Source organism: Shewanella sp. 10N.286.52.E4, assembly GCF_041468785.1.
Classification (GTDB): Bacteria; Pseudomonadota; Gammaproteobacteria; order Enterobacterales; family Shewanellaceae; genus Shewanella; species Shewanella electrodiphila.
The window spans coordinates 79303-98234 of record NZ_JBFRJJ010000002.1 but is presented as its reverse complement, the minus strand read 5'-3'; the positions used below and the strand labels follow the sequence as shown (position 1 = coordinate 98234).

Below are 18932 nucleotides of genomic sequence, written 5' to 3'. Positions count from 1 at the left end.
TCATGATGTTTAACGACTACCCTATTAATCCTGTCGTAATTTACAATAAGGATGGCGATTAATTGATAACTGGGGGACTATTTTTCCTAGCGCTTACTCGGTGAAAGTTGCCAACAAAAACGATGAAGGTTTCCTTTATATTTTAGCTAGTGGTTTAATAGTCTATCGCTATTGGAATAGATAACTATTGGGGCTTGCGATCCACTATTTAATAAAGTCAATTCACAAGCTGATTTCATTGCCAAAACAAGGTTAGATATCAAGCTTATATTTAACTTGGGAGATCATTTGATATGGCATCTAAATGCCTAAGCTTGCTTAAGTTGGTTTAAATGATCGACCAATACAAAACATAATTCTATGTACTGAACAGCTTCTACTTTGCCAACTTCATACCCTTTTGCATGGGCAACTTTATTTCGAAGAACACGTAGTTCGCTGAATAATTTTGCTTTTTTGGTATCAATGATTTGTTCAGTGACTAGCGTCTCTTCAATGTCTTTATAGCGTGTATTAGAATCTAAAATGACATTCGGTAGTTTGGTGCTGATAAGGTTTTCTGCGGCTTTATCTACTTCACTCCAAGCTTGTAAAATTGACGAGCTAGGTAAATTGTCGACTGATGCGATTAAAACAGATTTCTTGTCAATTTCCAGTTCAGGAAATGCTCCTTCGGCTTTTTTAGATACCGCTTTTAAATCTTGGCCAAATTCCACTTCAAAATCTTTGAATTTAAACTTTTTGGCTAATGGAATTAACGCTGACAATGGCTTTTGAAGTGTGACGACACTAAAAATAAAAACTAGCGGCCAAGCGAGCTTATCTAATAACTCAATAAAAAATTGCATTCCATTCATTTACTGACAAATCCTTTGTTCAAAGTATCTAAATTAAGTTGTTACATTTTTTGTCTTTCTTCTACACACTCGTATGAACCCATTTCAAACTCACGACACACCCATGGTCGATTCTCATAAATCGTACACATTAGGGTTTCTCTATCAACAGCAATACACCAACCATCGTCTAGGCGTTTCATCACTTCACCGCCCCATTGATCTTCACCGATATACTCTATGGGTACGCCCGTCTCTGAGATTAAAATCACTTCTAATTTACAACAACACGCTTTACAACCAGTACAGGTTATATTGGGATCGATATCTGTACTATCTATACTTAAAATTTCAGTGATTTCTATTTTCATATCAGCCGTTGCTGTAGCGTATAGCTGTATTTTAAACAAATAAGCTAAGTGTGTTATCTAGGGCAGATGATACCTTAGCCCCGTACTTATACATAACTTAATGACTGAATAGCGTGAAATTTGCAGAATTAATTAACCAATAAATTAATAAGTCAGTGACTTAACCTCATCTATTGTTAAATATCGCCATGTTCCAGTAGGAATATCTACCGTTAAGTTTCCAATCTTTTCGCGGTGTAACTGTTTTACTTTATTCCCTACAGTAAAGAACATTCTTTTGACTTGGTGGTAGCGTCCTTCAGAAATAGTCAATAAAACTTGATGTGCAGCAGGTTCATGGCTTGGATCTGTTTCAATGTGTTCAAGCTTAGCGGGTAACGTGGGGTTAGATTCCCCCTGTAACAGCAAGCCTTCAGCAAATCTTTCAGCTACGCCTAGTATTAAGGCTTTTGCTAATGTGACTCGATATGTTTTCTCACATTGCATTTCTGGTCTCATGATATTAAAAGACCAGCGCCCATCATCAGTGATAAGCACTAAACCTGTTGTGTCGGCGTCTAATCGGCCAGCAATATGAAGCTCATCCTTATTCTCAATTTCAAGATAATGTAAAATCGAAGGATAATCTCCATCTACATTTGAGCATATTGTATCTACCGGCTTATTAAACATTAAATACCTAAAAGGCCTTGGGACTAACTGCTTACCTTGATATTCAATATAATTATTTTCATGCACTTGGTAACGAACATCTGTTATGACTTGTTGATTAACAGTGACTTCACCAGATTCAATACAAGTGGTTACTTGTTGCTTCGTTAATCGAGTGCTGCGCATTACAAATTTGTCTAATCTCATTTATTTATCTAATCACTTATATTGACGAGTATTTTACACTTAACACCCAAACAAAAAACGGCCCTGAAGCCGTTTTAATACTGAAATGATTTACTGATTAGCAGATAAAGTTAGAACCAAACTTCTTCTATGGCATCAGCAATAACCGGCGCAAAGTTACCTAAGATATTACTGTGACCACCGGTGTAAATAGCAAAGCTATTATCAATAGGTTCTAACGATTCATCTAAGGTTAACATATAGGTTAATGATGGAAACAGAACCGTCGTAATGTCATCCATTACTTCAGCACCAGCAACTAATGTATAGTCGTCATTTGATAATTCAGAATATGTGGTTTCATATAACTCTTCAGCTGAGACTTCTTCAATCTCACTTACATTAGTCAATAAAACAGGATTATCACTATCACTTGCTAATGAAAGTGATGTGGTTTCGTAACCTTCAGGCTCAGACCATGTATAGCTATAACCATCGCTTTGAATATATTGGCGAGTATTCTCAAAATACACTTTTGATGCAGAGTCATCGGTCGCTAAATGAAATACAACACGGCTATTATTATAGCTACGGGCATTATCTTTATTGATAACCGCTTGTTCCATTGAATATTCAATTTTCACTTCTCGGACGTCGTTGTCATTGACTGTATTAATGCAATGGGTGTCGATTTTTTTAGTGGCCACACATAAACGATTAATGACCGCATCAGACAAGCCTAATTGGCGTGCCTGATCTTTAAAACCCGAATCTATCTTAGCGTCAGGAACAATGGGTTTAGGGTGAATAATATCATCGAGTAAATCACAGCCACTAACACTGACACATAACACACCAAAAACGATCAATTGTTTCATTTAGATTCTCATTAGATAGCACACTTATAAATGTTATTGTGTCAAAAAATAATTAAAATCAGTAGCTTTAATTTTATGGTTTAGCAAAAAGTGGGGAGATTACAGATATGCTAACGAAAAATTTAAACAGAATGTACCTATTTTTACAGATTATTTACCCTAAATAGCAACTAGGTAATATGTCCTGCTACCTTTTCATACAGAGGATCTAATCTCTCATAATAAGATGTTTTGTTGTATTTACAGTTTAAGACTAATCTATAAACAGAATGATGATTAACAAGGATAAGTTACATGACCTTTAATCCCCTTAAAATAACTACACTTTCATCAATATCTTTATTAGCTATGGTAAGTGTTAATTTATCTGCAGCTTCTTTAAGTGGTCTGAGTCAATACAAGGGCTCAGGAAGTATTACCCAAGGCTTAGCTAAAACAATTGAACCGAATATTTTTGACTGTAAAAGCGGACGCAGTCGCATGGCTGGTATTGGTGAAATTTCCGATTCAAAAGGTAAAGTATGGACTGTGCCTGCCTCAAACCACTTTACTACAGCTCCAAAAGCAATCGATTTATATGAGCAATGTGCAGGCATCACTCACAGCAGTATTGCTGATGTCAATCAAGCTGATGTGCCACTCGTTGTTGTTGACCCTGATGGGGAGGAAATTACTGGCTATATTTTTGCTGACAATTATTTTGAGCTATATATCAACGGCAAAATGATCGCAGTTGATACCGTTCCTTTTACGCCATTTAATTCAAGTCTGGTTAAATTTAAAGTCCGTACACCCTATACGATTGCAATTAAAGTCATTGATTGGGAAGAAAATCTGGGATTGGGAACAGAAAAGAATCGAGGTAAAGCTTATCACCCTGGTGATGGCGGTTTTATAGCAAGTTTTAGTGACGACACTGTCACTAATGAAGATTGGCAAGCGCAAACTTTTTATACCTCGCCTATTTATGATTTGACTTGTTTAACAGAATCTAAAGGTAAACGTATGTCCAATACATGCAGTACACTAGGGACTGATGAAGGACAAGATGCTTTTGCTGTTCATTGGCAGACACCGAATAACTGGATGACTAAAGAGTTTGATTCAAGTTTGTGGCCACAAGCAACTCTATACACAGAAGATGAAATTGGTGTAAAAAATAAAAAAGCGTATATGAACTTTATTGATAAATTTAGCGGTGCTGGCGCCAGTTTTATTTGGTCAACGAATGTAGTACTCGATAACGAAGTATTATTAAGATACACAGTAAAATAATACGCTTAGGTTATTTTAATCATACCCACAAGGAGTGAGATGATGCTCCTTGTGGTATCGTTAATTTATTCATCAGGCACATTCCAACGTTGAGTTTCAAGCCACTATCTCAGATAGGTTCTATTGTAAAAAAGCGACTATATCCTTAACACTTTAGTGTTTCGAATCTGTGATAATTTCATACTATCTGTTCAGCTACCTAGGTCATGCACCGATCAATTTTCTCGAGCTATTTGAGAATATTTTTTGAAATATGAGTGTAAGTAAGACACTTGCCAAAATAGAGCCAACTAAACTAGCGAGTCCATATAAACCTATTTCGAATGTATTTCTGTCAGTTATTAGCCAGTTTTGAGCTACATAAATAATCCAGCCCATAAAAAATACATGTAAAAAATAAACTGAAAACGCCATGTCACCTAACACAGTCACCAACGATAAAAATGAAATTTGCTTTGGCGTCTTTGCAGACTCAGGTTTAACTGTTGTTAAATACAACCCAACTAACACAACACCTGTAATAATCAACTTTTGCAAATAGATTAATGACTGCCTAACAGAAAACCAACCAGTATCGTAAAAGTCGAAAAAATAACTAGCGACAATCGCTGCACTCAACACCACTAATAACAATAATAAGCTTTTAATGTGTAGATTAATAAAATCTAAAACTCGCTTGAAATGACAGCCGAAGAATAAGCCTGTTGCGTAGGCTCCAGCAAAATAAAAAAACGTTTGTAACTTAATAAAGTCAGGAAATGGACTACGTGAAATGACCAAAGGGATCAGTATCACGGTCAATGTAAGCCATTTATATTGAGGATTGCTAACCAATTGCCATAACAATGGCGTTAAAAGATATAGCACCATTAACACGGGGATATACCACAAATGAATTGACGCTTTTCCTAACAACAAACTGATGAAAAATTCATTTTGAGGCATTTCGCTTTGCCACCCCCCATAAAACGAAAAGTAAAATAACGATACTGCAATATAGGGTAAAATTACATGTAATAACTTTTTTTCATAAAACTGTTTCCAGGAGCGTTTTGCTAATACCATGCTAAATAGCATTCCGGAGATAAGTGCAAAATAAAGCGTTGAGCCATGAAACAACATTTCAGTTATCGAAAAAAGAACCTTAAGTCCTATCGAGTCTAACGACCCTGTCCAAAAAATCATAAATGACCAAGCATGTGCGCCAACAATTGCAATAATGGCTAAACCTCTAAACAAATGTAGAGGCAGATTAAAGCTTGTTTTAGTTTGGCTGTGTTTATTAAGTGCTAGTTGGTTGAATATTCTGTATAGCTTTGGCATGTTTTTATCTTAATTAGCAATCCCTTAACTTACTAAGCTAGCGACTGTACTAATAATATTCAATTACATACGATTGCAGGTAATTTCTTTTATACCCCTATTTATTTTTTATCAGTGAGCTAACAACATTATTCCGTTCATCAGGGCTTCTGTTTTAAGGATTCAGGGATGATCAGCTAATGCGACTTGAGGGGTAATATGGTGGAAATTAATGCTGGTAAAACACTAGTATGAAATTTTATTATGTTGCCTAGTTATTATTAATTTCAGCTATTTTTCTCAAATACCTTAAAGGCTCAATGATAAACTTCCACAATGAGACAATGTATCTCAGCCGAATTTGAACACTGTCACCCTTAACACTGTCATCTTTATTACTGCCATCTTGAATACTGCCATATTGAATACTGTCACTCATCTGATTTAATTGTACTTTTAACTAATTCTGCGACATTTAGTTAGGTTAAATTTACCAAGACACACTTGTCACAAGCTATTAACATAGGTAGCATCGAGCCATAAAAATATTCAATTATGCACAATAGGATTTCCCAACATGGAAAGTGGTATCCCGCCAAATTCTCAAGTAAATGATCAAGTAATCAACCAAACAGAGACTGAGCAAAGGTTAGCTACCAGAGAACAGCAAATTGACAACCTCATCGTTCAACAATTGGCTAAAAAACCTTGGTATCAGAATCCTGAAATGATTGTTGCTTTCTCAGCATTAATTATCGGCATAGTGACGACATTCACTTCAATTTATTCAGCTTCTGTCGATCGTGCGTATGCCCGCGCTTCAGTTTGGCCCAGTGTTGAAATAGCTAGAGGCTATGGTTACGATTCATTTAGATATATTGTTTCTAACAATGGTACAGGACCAGCGGTCATCAAGTACGCTAAGGTAACACACGATAAAAAATATCTATCCCAATGGAGAGATATCAATGTATTCGAAGAGGTTACGCAATCTCACATAGGAAAAACGGTGTTATCTGCGCAAAAGACGATCACGCCAGTGCTTTACAAAGGTAATAAAGTTGATGATATTTTAAAAGCGGATAATTTAATTTCAATAGAGCTTTGCTACTGCTCTATTTACGACGAATGCTGGATTGTGAATCGTGATAATAATCCCATGCCAATTGAGCAATGTGTGATTGATGATAAGTACAAGTTTTTACAATAATGAACTCAACTCATTCATCTGAGTAAATAAAAACTCATCGAATTAAATTTAACATAAAAATTGATAATAACTTATTTTCAGATTCAATGACGCTAAGTTATTTCTCTAAACCACTCATTACTCCACGGAAGGTGTAAATTGAAAAAGTTATTCGTTTTAATCGTTCTTTATGCGTTATATCAGAATTGGGATGCCATAACCAATAACACGAACAAGCCCACTTTTGCAGCCGACAATGTCGTGGTGATGTACTCAACGGACTGGTGCGGTTACTGCAAGAATGCACGTCAGTTCTTTAATGACAATAACATCGCGTTTGCTGATTATGATATTGAAAAGTCTTATGATGCTAATGAGCGTTATGAAGCATTAGGTGGGCAAGCGATTCCCCTCTTACAAGTCAATGGCGTGATTATCCGTGGGTTTCAACCTCGTAAGATTGTTGCTTCATTGCATTAAGCCTTGCTAGATGCTTGTACTTGCAATAACGCTATGATTTCATCCGTTACTTGAATCATATTCTTCTGAATATTTTCGGATAGTAATTTTAGGTTATTAAAATCTGGTTTATTGATTATTACAGCCTCAATAATTGAATATTGAGGCATTTCACTGTTCTTTTTATTCCACTTTGTTGATTTTAACCAGTTCCAGTATTCTTTTTGAACTGGAATAGTATTTCCTAAAAGCCAAACCTCGAATCTCATTTCTAAGTGATTTAACACAAGAGCAAATTTTAAATTTTTACGCTTTAAAAAATCATTGGTGTAATAAAAATATGTGAAATCCATGTAGCCATGGCGAATTTTTGTAAAAGAGTATTGGTGTTCTAAATCTTTTACTAGTTCCGTTCTGGTGTTCATTACAAATTTCACCAACTCGTTATACGCAACTAATATATCGCCTTTGCGCAGCTCTTTATGATAAAGAGTCACAATGTCATTCAAGTTTTTCATTATAACCTTCCCACTTACACCTGCACTGATACCTAGCCTCATTATATTTCAATTCGGTCACCATGACTCGGTGGCGTCGAAGTGACTGTAAAGACTAAATCAAGATCGTGTTGGTTGCTCAATTGATGTCTTGAACCTGCAGGAATATGTATCCCCTCATTTGGGGATAACCTAAAAGTTTCCCCCTCAAGTTCCATGGTTGCAATACCGGATAATATAAAAAAGAATTGCTCAGCTTTAACATGGAAATGGCGAGACTCGGCACAACCCGCAGGAACTCTTTCCTGGACTACACTTAAGCTATCTGATTTTACAAGGTGCCAACCATCACATTGATTGCCCCAAGTATAATGTTCAGCTGATTGATGACTAATGACGGTCAAGCGTGCTCCTTAAAATAAAACGCTACGTTAAACGAAGCAATAATCGAAAAATTATTATGAAATAAATTATGAGACAAAATAACAGTCACAGTAGATTTTTAGATTAATGACCTTGTTAATTCACAATTACACCAATACTAATGAAAAACAACTTAACCACATGAGTTGAATACCATAAGACATACGTTGATGAATGCCAGGGTTACTTTGAGATTTTACGGCTTTTGCCATAGCGAATAGATAATAAATAGCAGCGATAACAGAAACAACTGAAAAAATACGGAAATATAGAGGGATCATTATTGTTGTTGGACTTATAGCAACTAAGACTGGTGCTACAACTAACGAAAGTAACATAATGAAACCGGCCCAAGAATGTACCTTACAATTAAAAGTTGGATTCTTAGTAAATGGATCAGCGTCCATAGGAAAGTAACCTGCAATCCAAGTACCAATGCCATGAACTATTACCAACCCACCAGCCACATTAACTAAGATTGATACATTTGAGAGTTGCGCCAGGTACCAACCGAAAAAGCAAAATAGAAAACCAAGAGGATAATTGTTGATTATGGGAGACAATTTTTCTGTTGGGCTACCAGTTGCCCCTAATTCACTGCAAAATTGTTTAGAATGATTGTAACCATCGTAAAATCTGCTTACTACGTATACACCCATGAAAATCCAAACTGTTGCAAGTAACCCTGAATAGATCGCAATACTTTCAAACACCACTAAAACCCTTTTTGTAAACTAACGCGCGTTAAGAGCACGAAATAAAGTAAACTAAACACCTAAAGATTCTAAAAAAATCAGATACTTACCTGTTGATTGACAGTTTATTAGCTGATATTTGTGTAACACCTTGTTCTGCGCACCATTCTTGTAGTGCTTCCTCAGTACGTTTTGATTCATATTTATACCATTCTTCAATTTTATCAGCGCTCTCTAGTAACGTTTTGAACTTTGCATAAGCACCTTTACGATTAAAGATTGAACGTACATTTTCATATTCTGTAGGTAAGTGTTCTAGCGTAAAATCGAAAGCGAGATTATTACCAAGGTTTAATTCTGTTTTATGAGGGATTGCCAAGTATTTTTCATCATTAATATCGGCTGGTAATTCTTCTTCATTATCACCAAACTCAGAATAAAAATATGTTTTACCTGATTCTTTACAAATGTAGCCCTCATGATCAAAAGGAGCACCAAAATTGACGAGTTCAAATAGATCTAAAACGTCGCTAAATTTTATATTCATGCTGACCTCTGATGTGTAATTTAGTAGCTAACACCCTGTTAATTTGTAAAAAATGTTTGCAAAAAATAGCAACCAAGAAGAAAACAAACTGTGATTTATCAATTAGAATCAGTTGTTAACTTATTATGTTTTTCACGTTAGAGTAACTTCTAAGTTCCTGCTCATAAGTCACAACAGTCCATCCCATCTTTCTAGATTATCTGCTTATGTTATTCAAATGACGCTCTACTTCTTTGCAAGCTATCTGCACCAAGTGCTATTTCTTTTAGTTCAAAGGTTAGAGTACGAATTGGAAATTTCCGAACGTTTGCCAGAATAATTACAGTAAGTTGGTCATCTGTATAACGATGTAAATTTGATGAAAAGCCATCCATTGAACCACCGTGACGGGTTAATTTACCAAGTATATTATGCTTGCTACTTCGTTGATATTCTCTGATTCTAAAACCATAACCGTAATAACCAAAAGCTTTACTCTCCCCATTGAATATCAAGTCGAGACTTTGTTGTGATAAAAAGCTTGTCGTATAGAGAGCTTGCTCCCACTTTAATAAGTCTTCTACGGTTGAGTAAATATCACCTGAACCGAGGGCATAGGAAACAATATTTTCATCTCTATTGATACCAAACACACTTTTTCGATAACCATTAGCACGGTTTTTGGGTGGATTAGCAATACGTTCAACACCAGATTGCTGCATATTTAATGGCGCAAAAACTAGAGCTTGCATTGCCTCTGCGTAGTTTTTTCCCGTAATATTTTCAATGATGATTGCAGCAAGGTGATAATTTAGGTTTCCGTATTCGTATTGTGTTCCAGCTTCGAATGATTGTTCTGATGTGTTGATAATATTGAGGATTTCACTAGACGTGATATCTTTTTCTTCAAAGCTTGCAAGGTGCTCTAAGTGGCGAGTAAATCCAGATTGATGTTTCAGTAAGTGGTGCAAGCTAACACCGCTCGCCAGTTTACTATCAAGTTTTGGAATATATGTGGTAATAGGAACATGTAAATCAAGTTTGTTTTGTTCTACCAAACGCATTACAGCAACTGCGGTTAATGATTTAGTCATTGAGCCAATAAGAAACTGATGGCGCGTTGTATTTGGCATTTCTTTTTCGATATCTGCATAGCCGTATGCTTTCTTAAATAGGATTTTACCTTGTTTAGCTACAAGAACAGCACCTTGAAAATTATCCTCTTCAACATAATACTCAATACGCTGATTTAGTTTATCGCTAACTGTCATGAGTGTTTTTCCGTAAGCCAAAGATTGTAAAAAGAGCATTAATACAATACTAATAACAACTGATTTAATCATAGTACTTCCTTTTGAGCTGGTTATGTTTTGCTGCTTACGATACGACAAGTAATCTTGCATCACTGCAAGGAATTTAAGATGTAGCTAATTCAATTAATATGATTTATTCACAAATATATACTTATAAATAAGGCTGGTTAAAACCTTATGCCACATGAAGATGCTAAAAATAGTTGGTTCCAAAGTTCAGAGGGATGAAGCCTAATCCACTGTTTTTAAGCTGTTTTAATAACTTTCTGCATTACATTTACAAAAGGGCTTCTCTATAACTGCTATCGAAGTTAGCAAGCAACTTACTTAGGTATTTTAAATTTATTTTATTTGGTTTAAATCCAGAGTTTATCTGAATATTATCGATATGCTTTTTTAAGCTCTGTTCATCTTTTGACCAAAAAGCTATATTCCCCAACACAAAGTCATTCCAATGCATTGGAAACTTAGATAAGTCTTCGTTGTCGATTAAAACGCTTTTTGCGTGTGTGATTGCTTGTTCATAATTTCCAGCAAAGCCCTCCATTTGAGCAAGGTGCCAGATTAAAGCATTCTCTTTTGAATTATTATGTTTGATGAAGGCTTTAATTAAACTTGCTGCTTCAGCATAACAACCTGACGCTTCTAACAACCTAAAACCTGAATCATTTGTTTGATCAAATTTCTGATAAGTTAAATTCAAATCTGCTTCGAGTCTATCAGCAAGTTCAGATTTACAATCAGCGAGAACTGAATTAGAAAAAGTAAGTAATAGAATTGCTAGTGAAACGCCAATCTTCATTGTGATACTCCTTTTAAACAACTTGGTCTGTGTTTGATTGCTGTTAAACCTCGTTTGAGATAATTTTTACTTTTTCTTTTTTTACTTTATGTGACAAACGAAGACCATAGATAATTGAAGCTATGCCAAGCAGTGATATTATTAGTGCTTGTTGAGATCCTGCAAAGAATGACCATACTCCTGGAATTAAAATAATTACACCAATGGCATAGAAAATAGTTGGTCCTATTAAGCGTTTAGACTTTTTAGAATGCCCCTTATATAAGGCATCTTTTCCAAAGCTTATAAAAGAGCTTCCAAATAGTATTAACACGACCATCGCACCAATAACAAAACTATCATCTTCTTTCCACATCATTCCTTCCAACAGTCTGCCAATAACAAGCCAGAAAGCACTGACGACAGAACCAGTACCAATAATAAAAAATGGTATAGCTATTATTACCCTTGAAGTTTTTAACTTATTCATTTAATCCCCGTTATAAAACAGAACTAATAACTCTTCACATATGGAGCAGATGCTTGCTAGTTACTATTTTTTGTTTAATTTCCCCAAAAAATATTTTAGCTACCAGTTTTCACTGTATTTTTTATTAGCTTCAAATGCTTCCATTTCTAACGGTGCTTTATCGTATTCGTATTTCGACATATCGGAAAAATGCTGGCTTACTACTATATCCAAGCTGGCTCTTTCTATTTGTAGTACATGAACCAATTCATGAGCTAGTCTCGTCCTATTTAACTCAAAGTCTTTACGAGCGTATATTGAATAACCGAAGACTTGAGCATTGTTTATTATTCCTTCACCAACAATCCCAACCCCTTCACCAAAAACCTTTAATGCGAAGTTTTCATAAGGGAAAGGTACTTCATTAACATAAACAATTCTTACTTTTTCTGGATGTACGATTCCAATTTCAGCTGCGAGCAACAACTCTTTTTTATCTAATGAGACGCCTATTTCCTGCCCTTTTCGATCTACCTCATATGCCCAGTCTATATACTGAGGCAACAATACACTGGTTATAATTTTTTCATAAGAAAGGACAATAACAATGGCTACAGTTATAAACATTAAAGTTATGATTTTAAGTATTTTCATTTTATTAAACATTCTTTCTCTTATTTGATATTGATCTTCCGCTTTCCTATATGTAACTTGCATTATAATTCCCTTATATTCAATTATTTAAAACTAATACATGCGGAACTTAAATTAGCATGCCGACTAACAGGCTTATTAGCATAATTCCGAAAAACATCCTTAGCTATTCAACGCAATATATATCGCTAATATGCCTAAATCATCAATATTTTTAGTAAGTTATCAGCTTAGTAACCTTGAAACAATTATCCTTTTGGGTAGATAAAACAGAAAATAAATTTTAACGAGAATCTTTATTCTCGATAAAAAATCCGCAGAGTTTTTAAATTACGCTACATATCAATACGTTAAGTTCTCATAATCTAAAATCGAGAATTTTATTGATTACATAACGAGAAATAAAATGGCGCAAATTTAAAGAAATAAATGATACCTGCGTGAATACACAGGCATTAAAGCTAATGAGAGATTGAGTGTGTTAATGAATATTTTGTGCTGCTTCTCTTTTAGTACATTATTTTACAATGGCGAGTTAGGTAAAGCTGTTTACATGATGGAGACAGACAAATTTAATACTCCGTCTGTTCCATGTTGTAGAAGTAAGTGACTGTGACTACCCTTGCCTATATCGACATAATCACGTATTCAAGCCTGTTAAACTTAAGCCTCTGCTATATGAAAACAATATAGGTTGTTGTTAGTTATTATTTATTAGTTATTAGAATTTTTTAAAGCTGTCTTTAAGATTGCTACAAGAGCTTTTATAAAGAGCAAATTACAAGCGTCATTGACAGTGTAATTAGTTTAATTGACTTAAGCCTTCATAGCTTGATTCATATCTTACTGCTCTGAACACTTCTGAACCTACGTTATATTCCCACGTAATATTGAAGTTGTTGTCGTACTCAAATAAACGGCCTTCTGTCCCTTCACAAACGAGCGTATTACCATTGGTTAATCTTTGTGCACCTGAAATTCGCGATGCATAAAACTCACCAGTCACACCATCGCTATAACTGCTGAGCATTTCACCTTCAGTACAATCATTTTCTGCTGAACAAAACTCATCGACTGATGAATAATCGCCTTCGGGTCTGTTAGTCCCATTATTGAAGACTAAGATATTGCCTGCCCCAGTAAGCCCTTCATCAATCCATTGTGCGTCATGCTGTACAAACAATGTTTGTTCACCTGTACTCTCATATGCCGCAGGATTACCGATACGTGAAACGATTCCTTGAGTTGAATCTTGATGGTTTATAATCCAGAACTCATTAAAGTTATGCACGCTTAACAAAATCTGATCTGTATCCACGTTGTAATCTACCGAATTAATATGGGTCCAGTCTGAAGCGCCGGCACCATTAAAGTAATTAAGGTTAATTTTGTCACTGTGCGCCGCTATGTCTGAAACAAAAGAATCGCTAATTTCTTCATCAACATTTTGCACGATATGATCCCAAACACTCCAACGCCAGACTGTATCTCCATCAATACAAGGATTACTGCTACTAGCACGGCAGATTTCATATACCGCACCAGCCCATAGTGAATCATCAGCGACTTGTGTTCGCCCTAGTGCTAGGGCTTCCTCTGCAGTTTTTGCTTCCCAAACTATGGCAAGGATATTGCCATTGGGTAACACTTCTACATCGTGATGACTTAAATATTGATCAGTTGACAGACTAGTACTCCATACTGGATTACTGTCCCAATCCAGTATTTCGATAATCCCACCTGTACCGCCCGCCATGTCAGCAAAAACAGGATCGATATTATCGCTAGTACCAGTGCGTAATAACGTGCCATCTTCTAAAAGGTAGACTGATAATCCAGGGCGGTAATCACTTTGCCAACTATGAACAGTTTCACCAAGTTCATTTATAAGGTAAGTTTCGGTAGATTTTAACGGTGAGAATAAAGTGAACTGCTGGGTATCAGTGCTATTGGATTCGATATCTCGAACACAACGGACTTTATTATTACTCCGTAAGATATCACCCTGAGGCCCTTTATAATAAAACACCCCGTCTGTTCCTTGTGCTGATGTTGCGCCAGGTTCACTAGCAACATCAAGTTTATCGTTACTTCGTTGTGAGCCTGCGCCATGAACATCTAAAATCGTACTTTGCATGTAACCTAAAGCTCGACCAAATGACACGTAGACTGCATTACTGCCGTCACCGTCGTTATCAACGTGTGTCGTTGACGCCCAGTAGTAGCCCCAATCAATAACACCTTCTTCATTCACAAACGAGGTACTATTAAATATGCTGTTTATAGCTGCCTGGTTGTGGGTATCTGGCGAAACAGTGTAATCAACAATACTTTGTAGTTCTTTTGCATTAGGCAGACGCCAATCCGTTTGGCTTGCCGTTGTAGCTGTTTGGCACTGTTGTACTGCATCATCCCAATTGTTCGAGTCAGTGTCGTTTTGCTGCCACATTAAGCCTGTTGCATTATCACTCACTGTTTTATTGTTATTATCAACAAATTGATTAACGCCATAGTCTGTATTACCAGCAACACAGCGAACATAATATTCTTTTGTATCAGTTGGGTAGCCTTTAATTCTTCCGTCAACATAGTTAACACCAAACATGGTTGGGTCGCCAAACATCGTGTTGCTGACATAAAGTGTGGTTGATGCATATTGACCATCAATGATGCGATCATTCTCGGAATTTAAATCCCCAAATGCCCAATCAAAAACAGGATCGATAAAAGGGACAAGCGTTGATGTATCTGTACCTTGATAGTTACTCGCATCTTTACCACTGAATAGAATAAGTGAATATGCTTCTTTTACGCTGGGCAAACGCCAGTCTTCTCGATCTGCAAAATCGAGTGCTTCGCAATATTCAACGGCTTCATTTTGATATAATTTGTCATCGTAATTTACCAGGCCGTCTGCATTAATATCGGTGCTTTGTAACCAAATTAAGCCCGTCACATTATCGGTAACGGTTGTGCCATCATTACTGAGTGTATAACTCGGTTGATTTCCCGAAATATCAGCATCGTAGCCGCTGCCTTCACATGTTTCAGCTTGGCCTGTTGATGAGTCATAACAAATGTTTTGATTGGTATCTACTATGGTATAAGTGTTGTCTGCACTGGTGGATGAACTGCTTATAATGACCGTAGCAGCCTCACTATTGTCAGTGCCATCGTTAACTGTAAGTGAAATAACATAATCACCATCGGTATCCGCTATAAAATTGGGTGTTGAACTCGACGCATCAGATAAACTTACGATGCCGCTAGGGGCAGAAGTGATGATCCAGTTGTAGGTTAACGTGTCACCATCTGGATCTGAACTCGCACTAGCATCAAGGGTAACCAACTCACCAGTCGTTACCATTTGATCATCGCCAGGGTTCGCAATAGGAATCGTGTTATTCGGTAGTTCTACAGCGGCAGAATCAGAATCTCCTGATCCACAGCCAATAAGAGAGAATGAAAAAAATATCATCACAAGTGACAGATTTATTTCTCTAACTTTACTATGCATCTTTATACTTATTATCTGAGTTATTGTAATTAAATTATACACATACGCATGTAAACAATAATGAGTAACATGTAAAGCTAAGTAAATTATACTGTTAACATGTCAACCGCATAAATTGTAGTTCTGCTAACCCTAATGTATCGCTAACCTAGTGGTACAAACATCCAGTTATAATCGATAGATAAAATACTCATGTAACGTATTTAAAGTTAAGTAAAGTTTATTTTTGTTGGTTTTATTATTGCTATTTTAATTAGAGATAAGGCATTAATCACGACTCGATTAAACCTGAGTAAAAACATAACTACCATTAAGTTGTTATGCATAATGTTTACTAGATAGGTTTTTATTAGATGGTTTTTAAAAATAGGTATTTTATGAAAAAGCGAATTCTTGGAGTTTCAGTGTTTATTTCATTGCTAGCAGCTTCTGCATATGCAACAGATTTAGCTAATTCATCATTTAATATAACAGGTTACCCAATTGTCGATACAGGGCAAAGAATATCCTACAACAATAATGCCGCAATGCCATTACCTGACAAGGCCAATAGCTTTTATGGCCAGGATGCAAACTATCGCTCTAATCCTCCATCATATACAGACAATAATAATGGCACGATTACAGATAATGTAACCGGCTTAATGTGGCAACAACAAATGGGTGAAAAACTTACCTATGAGCAGGCATTACAAAAAATATCCAGTTTAAAATTGGCTGGATATGGTGACTGGCGGATCCCTACGATTAAAGAGCTCTACTCGCTTATTCAATTTTCAGGCAGCGTTAAAGGGCAAAAAGCCCTTACCCCTTTCATCGACACCCACTTTTTTAGTCAACCCATTGGTAATACCCAAGCTGGTGAACGAGAAATTGATGCTCAAACATGGTCTAGTACTGAATATGTTGGCAAAACAATGAAAAATGATCAGACGATTTTTGGCGTAAACTTTGTTGATGGCCGAATTAAAGGTTATCCAAAATATAATCCTCGCACAAAATCTGCGAATAAAATGTACTTCAGATTCGTCAGAGGCAATGAAGCTTATGGTAAAAATAATTTCATTGACAATAATGATGGCACCATTACAGATTTAGCCACAGGCTTAATCTGGCAACAAGATGACAGCAAGCAAGATCTGAATTGGCAAGAAGCATTGCAGTATTCAGAAAACCTCACATTAGCAGGCCATAGCGATTGGCGCTTACCCAATGCAAAAGAATTGCAAAGTATTTTGGATTATAGTCGTTCACCCGAAACCAGCCACTCAGCTGCTATTGACCCTATTTTCTCAACAACAGCAATAACAAATGAAGCTGGCGATAAAGATTACCCTTATTATTGGAGCTCAACCACTCATCTTGATGGGCCAGTGCCTGCATCTGGCGCTGTTTATGTTGCTTTCGGTAAAGCTTTGGGCGTAATGCGCGGTAATACAATGGATGTTCACGGTGCGGGTTCTCAGCGCAGTGATCCTAAAACGGGTAGACCCATGTCCCGTGGGCCACAAGGCGATTACATTCGAGTTGATAACTATGTGCGTAGCGTAAGGGCTGGTAATATTGAGCTTGCCACTGAAGCAAGTCACCAATACCAAGCTGAACAAGTGTATCAATATTCAAATAGCTCTTCGGCGATAGTTGATACTACAAATACAAGCATGAGTACGAGTTCAGACAACAAAACTCATAAAATGACCCATAACAAAAACAGTTCTCCACATAATAAATTCATTAATCGATTTGATAAAAATGGCGACGGAAAAGTATCGGCTTCAGAGTTTCAAGCAAGTACAAAACGATTTAATCATTTTGATGAAAATAAAGATGGTTATATCACGGCTAATGAAGCCCCGATAGGACCACCTAAAAATTCAAAATAGAACATAATGTTGCAGTATATATTCTAAGCTTTTGTAAAATAGAGAGTATAACTGTTTACTAACACGAGATATTCACGAGGCTTTACATTTAAATGCCCGGTCATCATTATGTGCTTATTATTTGCACATAACGATGATTTATTGTTCTGTATATTTCAACTATCTATTTATAAGCGGCTATTTTTAAGTGATTGCTTCCAAATGCCTGTTTCTAAATGCCTGTTTCGGCAAGCCTATATTATGATTTGTTTCTATTGATGGATAGCGTTACAGATTAGCATAATGCACGCATTGGTTTTGAACTGCGGTTTGCTTAAGCAACTGAGTGAATTGCGCCTTACCACCTGCTCTTTCATCATTTAACAATTTTTCCATGTGTTGTGCTTGTGAAACAACTTGCTCCATTGCCGTTTGTCTTGCCTGTTGTTCTGATTGCCCTGTTAATACTAATTGCTCAACAAGGTTTGAGTAATTCTCGTAAACCATGCCTTTGTAATAATCGGCTTCAGTCGCCATTGGCGTATGGGAATAAATGATAGAACAGCTCACGGCTGATTCTATGTTAGCCCTAGCTTGATCGATTTGGATTACAACTGACTGCTGCGTTGAATAGCTGGCATTAGCTGCCACAGAAAAGAAAGCAAACATTGCGACCATGATTAATTTTTTCATATTTCGTATACCTTTTACGTCGATGCGAGTAAGCCAGTGTTGTAGTTAACTTGTACTAAGATAACGACTTTCATCATTTGTTAGTTACCTTTTTGCGCCAGTTAGTTCCAAAGATTTTTTACATTACATACCGCTTTACTGAATTAGCTAACTTGATAGCTATTTTACCTACTTTTGCTAAACCTAAGCTGAACAACCAATTAACTTATTCAATTCATGATGGTTCTTTTTAAGAAGCCTCAACGCTATCTTCGAATAAATAACCAACAGATTGTTCTAATCGAATACAAATAAACGGAAATTATTGCCAATTTTACGGGGAGGACTATAATACTGTATAAATATACAGTTATTT

General features: G+C 36.2%; 19 protein-coding genes. 4 read left to right on the top strand and 15 right to left on the bottom strand.

Features of this window, described 5'->3' with window-relative positions; translation table 11 throughout:
• Window positions 1-308: 308 nt before the first annotated feature.
• From AB4153_RS00785 to AB4153_RS00770, 4 genes are all read right to left on the bottom strand, one after another.
• Window positions 309-857, bottom strand: a complete 549-nt coding sequence (locus tag AB4153_RS00785) for a hypothetical protein (protein ID WP_303516803.1) — start codon at window positions 855-857, stop codon at window positions 309-311.
• Between the two features lie 41 nt (window positions 858-898).
• Window positions 899-1207 carry a YkgJ family cysteine cluster protein gene (locus AB4153_RS00780; protein ID WP_303516805.1) on the bottom strand — a complete coding sequence of 103 codons (309 nt, stop codon included), beginning with the start codon at window positions 1205-1207 and terminating at the stop codon, window positions 899-901.
• Window positions 1208-1351: 144 nt separating this feature from the next.
• A complete protein-coding gene (locus tag AB4153_RS00775; protein ID WP_371996021.1) occupies window positions 1352-2065 on the bottom strand; it encodes a pseudouridine synthase in 714 nt (237 codons plus the stop codon).
• Between the two features lie 110 nt (window positions 2066-2175).
• Entirely contained in the window at window positions 2176-2922 is a 747-nt protein-coding gene (locus tag AB4153_RS00770; protein ID WP_303516809.1) for a hypothetical protein, read from the bottom strand.
• 294 nt (window positions 2923-3216) lie between these two features.
• Here AB4153_RS00770 and AB4153_RS00765 point away from each other — a divergent pair, with 294 nt between their 5' ends.
• Window positions 3217-4197 (top strand): hypothetical protein, encoded by a 981-nt coding sequence (locus AB4153_RS00765; RefSeq protein WP_371996020.1) that lies wholly within the window; start codon window positions 3217-3219, stop codon window positions 4195-4197.
• A gap of 204 nt (window positions 4198-4401) precedes the next feature.
• On the opposite strand, the gene AB4153_RS00760 is transcribed toward AB4153_RS00765, so the two are convergent.
• Window positions 4402-5520, bottom strand: a complete 1119-nt coding sequence (locus tag AB4153_RS00760) for an acyltransferase family protein (RefSeq protein ID WP_371996019.1) — start codon at window positions 5518-5520, stop codon at window positions 4402-4404.
• A gap of 556 nt (window positions 5521-6076) precedes the next feature.
• On the opposite strand from AB4153_RS00760, the gene AB4153_RS00755 reads away from it, so the two are divergent.
• Window positions 6077-6709 carry a hypothetical protein gene (locus tag AB4153_RS00755; protein WP_371996018.1) on the top strand — a complete coding sequence of 211 codons (633 nt, stop codon included), beginning with the start codon at window positions 6077-6079 and terminating at the stop codon, window positions 6707-6709.
• Window positions 6710-6847: 138 nt separating this feature from the next.
• Window positions 6848-7168: a glutaredoxin domain-containing protein gene (locus AB4153_RS00750; RefSeq protein WP_102527338.1), complete on the top strand. Its 321-nt coding sequence runs from the start codon at window positions 6848-6850 to the stop codon at window positions 7166-7168.
• On the opposite strand, the gene AB4153_RS00745 is transcribed toward AB4153_RS00750, so the two are convergent.
• From AB4153_RS00745 to AB4153_RS00705, 9 genes are all read right to left on the bottom strand, one after another.
• Window positions 7165-7665 (bottom strand): DUF7000 family protein, encoded by a 501-nt coding sequence (locus AB4153_RS00745; RefSeq protein ID WP_248955176.1) that lies wholly within the window; start codon window positions 7663-7665, stop codon window positions 7165-7167. The two genes, AB4153_RS00750 and AB4153_RS00745, sit on opposite strands and share 4 nt — an antisense overlap.
• Window positions 7666-7706: 41 nt before the next feature.
• Window positions 7707-8048, bottom strand: coding sequence for a cupin domain-containing protein (locus AB4153_RS00740; protein ID WP_371996016.1), 342 nt, complete (start codon window positions 8046-8048; stop codon window positions 7707-7709).
• Window positions 8049-8174: 126 nt separating this feature from the next.
• The gene (locus tag AB4153_RS00735) at window positions 8175-8780 is read right to left on the bottom strand and encodes a DUF998 domain-containing protein (RefSeq protein WP_371996014.1); all 606 of its coding nucleotides are present in this window, start codon (window positions 8778-8780) and stop codon (window positions 8175-8177) included.
• Between the two features lie 88 nt (window positions 8781-8868).
• On the bottom strand, window positions 8869-9309 hold the full coding sequence (locus AB4153_RS00730) for a UPF0158 family protein (RefSeq protein WP_102527341.1): 441 nt from the start codon (window positions 9307-9309) through the stop codon (window positions 8869-8871).
• A gap of 209 nt (window positions 9310-9518) precedes the next feature.
• Window positions 9519-10631, bottom strand: a complete 1113-nt coding sequence (locus AB4153_RS00725; protein ID WP_371996012.1) for a serine hydrolase domain-containing protein — start codon at window positions 10629-10631, stop codon at window positions 9519-9521.
• 247 nt (window positions 10632-10878) lie between these two features.
• Window positions 10879-11403, bottom strand: coding sequence for a hypothetical protein (locus AB4153_RS00720; RefSeq protein WP_102527343.1), 525 nt, complete (start codon window positions 11401-11403; stop codon window positions 10879-10881).
• A 43-nt stretch (window positions 11404-11446) separates the two neighbouring features.
• Window positions 11447-11872: a hypothetical protein gene (locus AB4153_RS00715; RefSeq protein ID WP_371996011.1), complete on the bottom strand. Its 426-nt coding sequence runs from the start codon at window positions 11870-11872 to the stop codon at window positions 11447-11449.
• Between the two features lie 99 nt (window positions 11873-11971).
• Window positions 11972-12568, bottom strand: a complete 597-nt coding sequence (locus tag AB4153_RS00710) for a hypothetical protein (protein WP_371996009.1) — start codon at window positions 12566-12568, stop codon at window positions 11972-11974.
• A gap of 739 nt (window positions 12569-13307) precedes the next feature.
• Entirely contained in the window at window positions 13308-16022 is a 2715-nt protein-coding gene (locus tag AB4153_RS00705) for a DUF1566 domain-containing protein (RefSeq protein ID WP_371996007.1), read from the bottom strand.
• Between the two features lie 377 nt (window positions 16023-16399).
• Between AB4153_RS00705 and AB4153_RS00700 the strand changes: the two genes are divergently transcribed.
• Window positions 16400-17905: a DUF1566 domain-containing protein gene (locus tag AB4153_RS00700; protein WP_371996005.1), complete on the top strand. Its 1506-nt coding sequence runs from the start codon at window positions 16400-16402 to the stop codon at window positions 17903-17905.
• A 267-nt stretch (window positions 17906-18172) separates the two neighbouring features.
• Here the strand turns inward: AB4153_RS00700 and AB4153_RS00695 are convergent, their stop codons facing one another.
• Window positions 18173-18577 carry a hypothetical protein gene (locus tag AB4153_RS00695; protein ID WP_229368721.1) on the bottom strand — a complete coding sequence of 135 codons (405 nt, stop codon included), beginning with the start codon at window positions 18575-18577 and terminating at the stop codon, window positions 18173-18175.
• Between the last annotated feature and the right edge of the window lie 355 nt (window positions 18578-18932).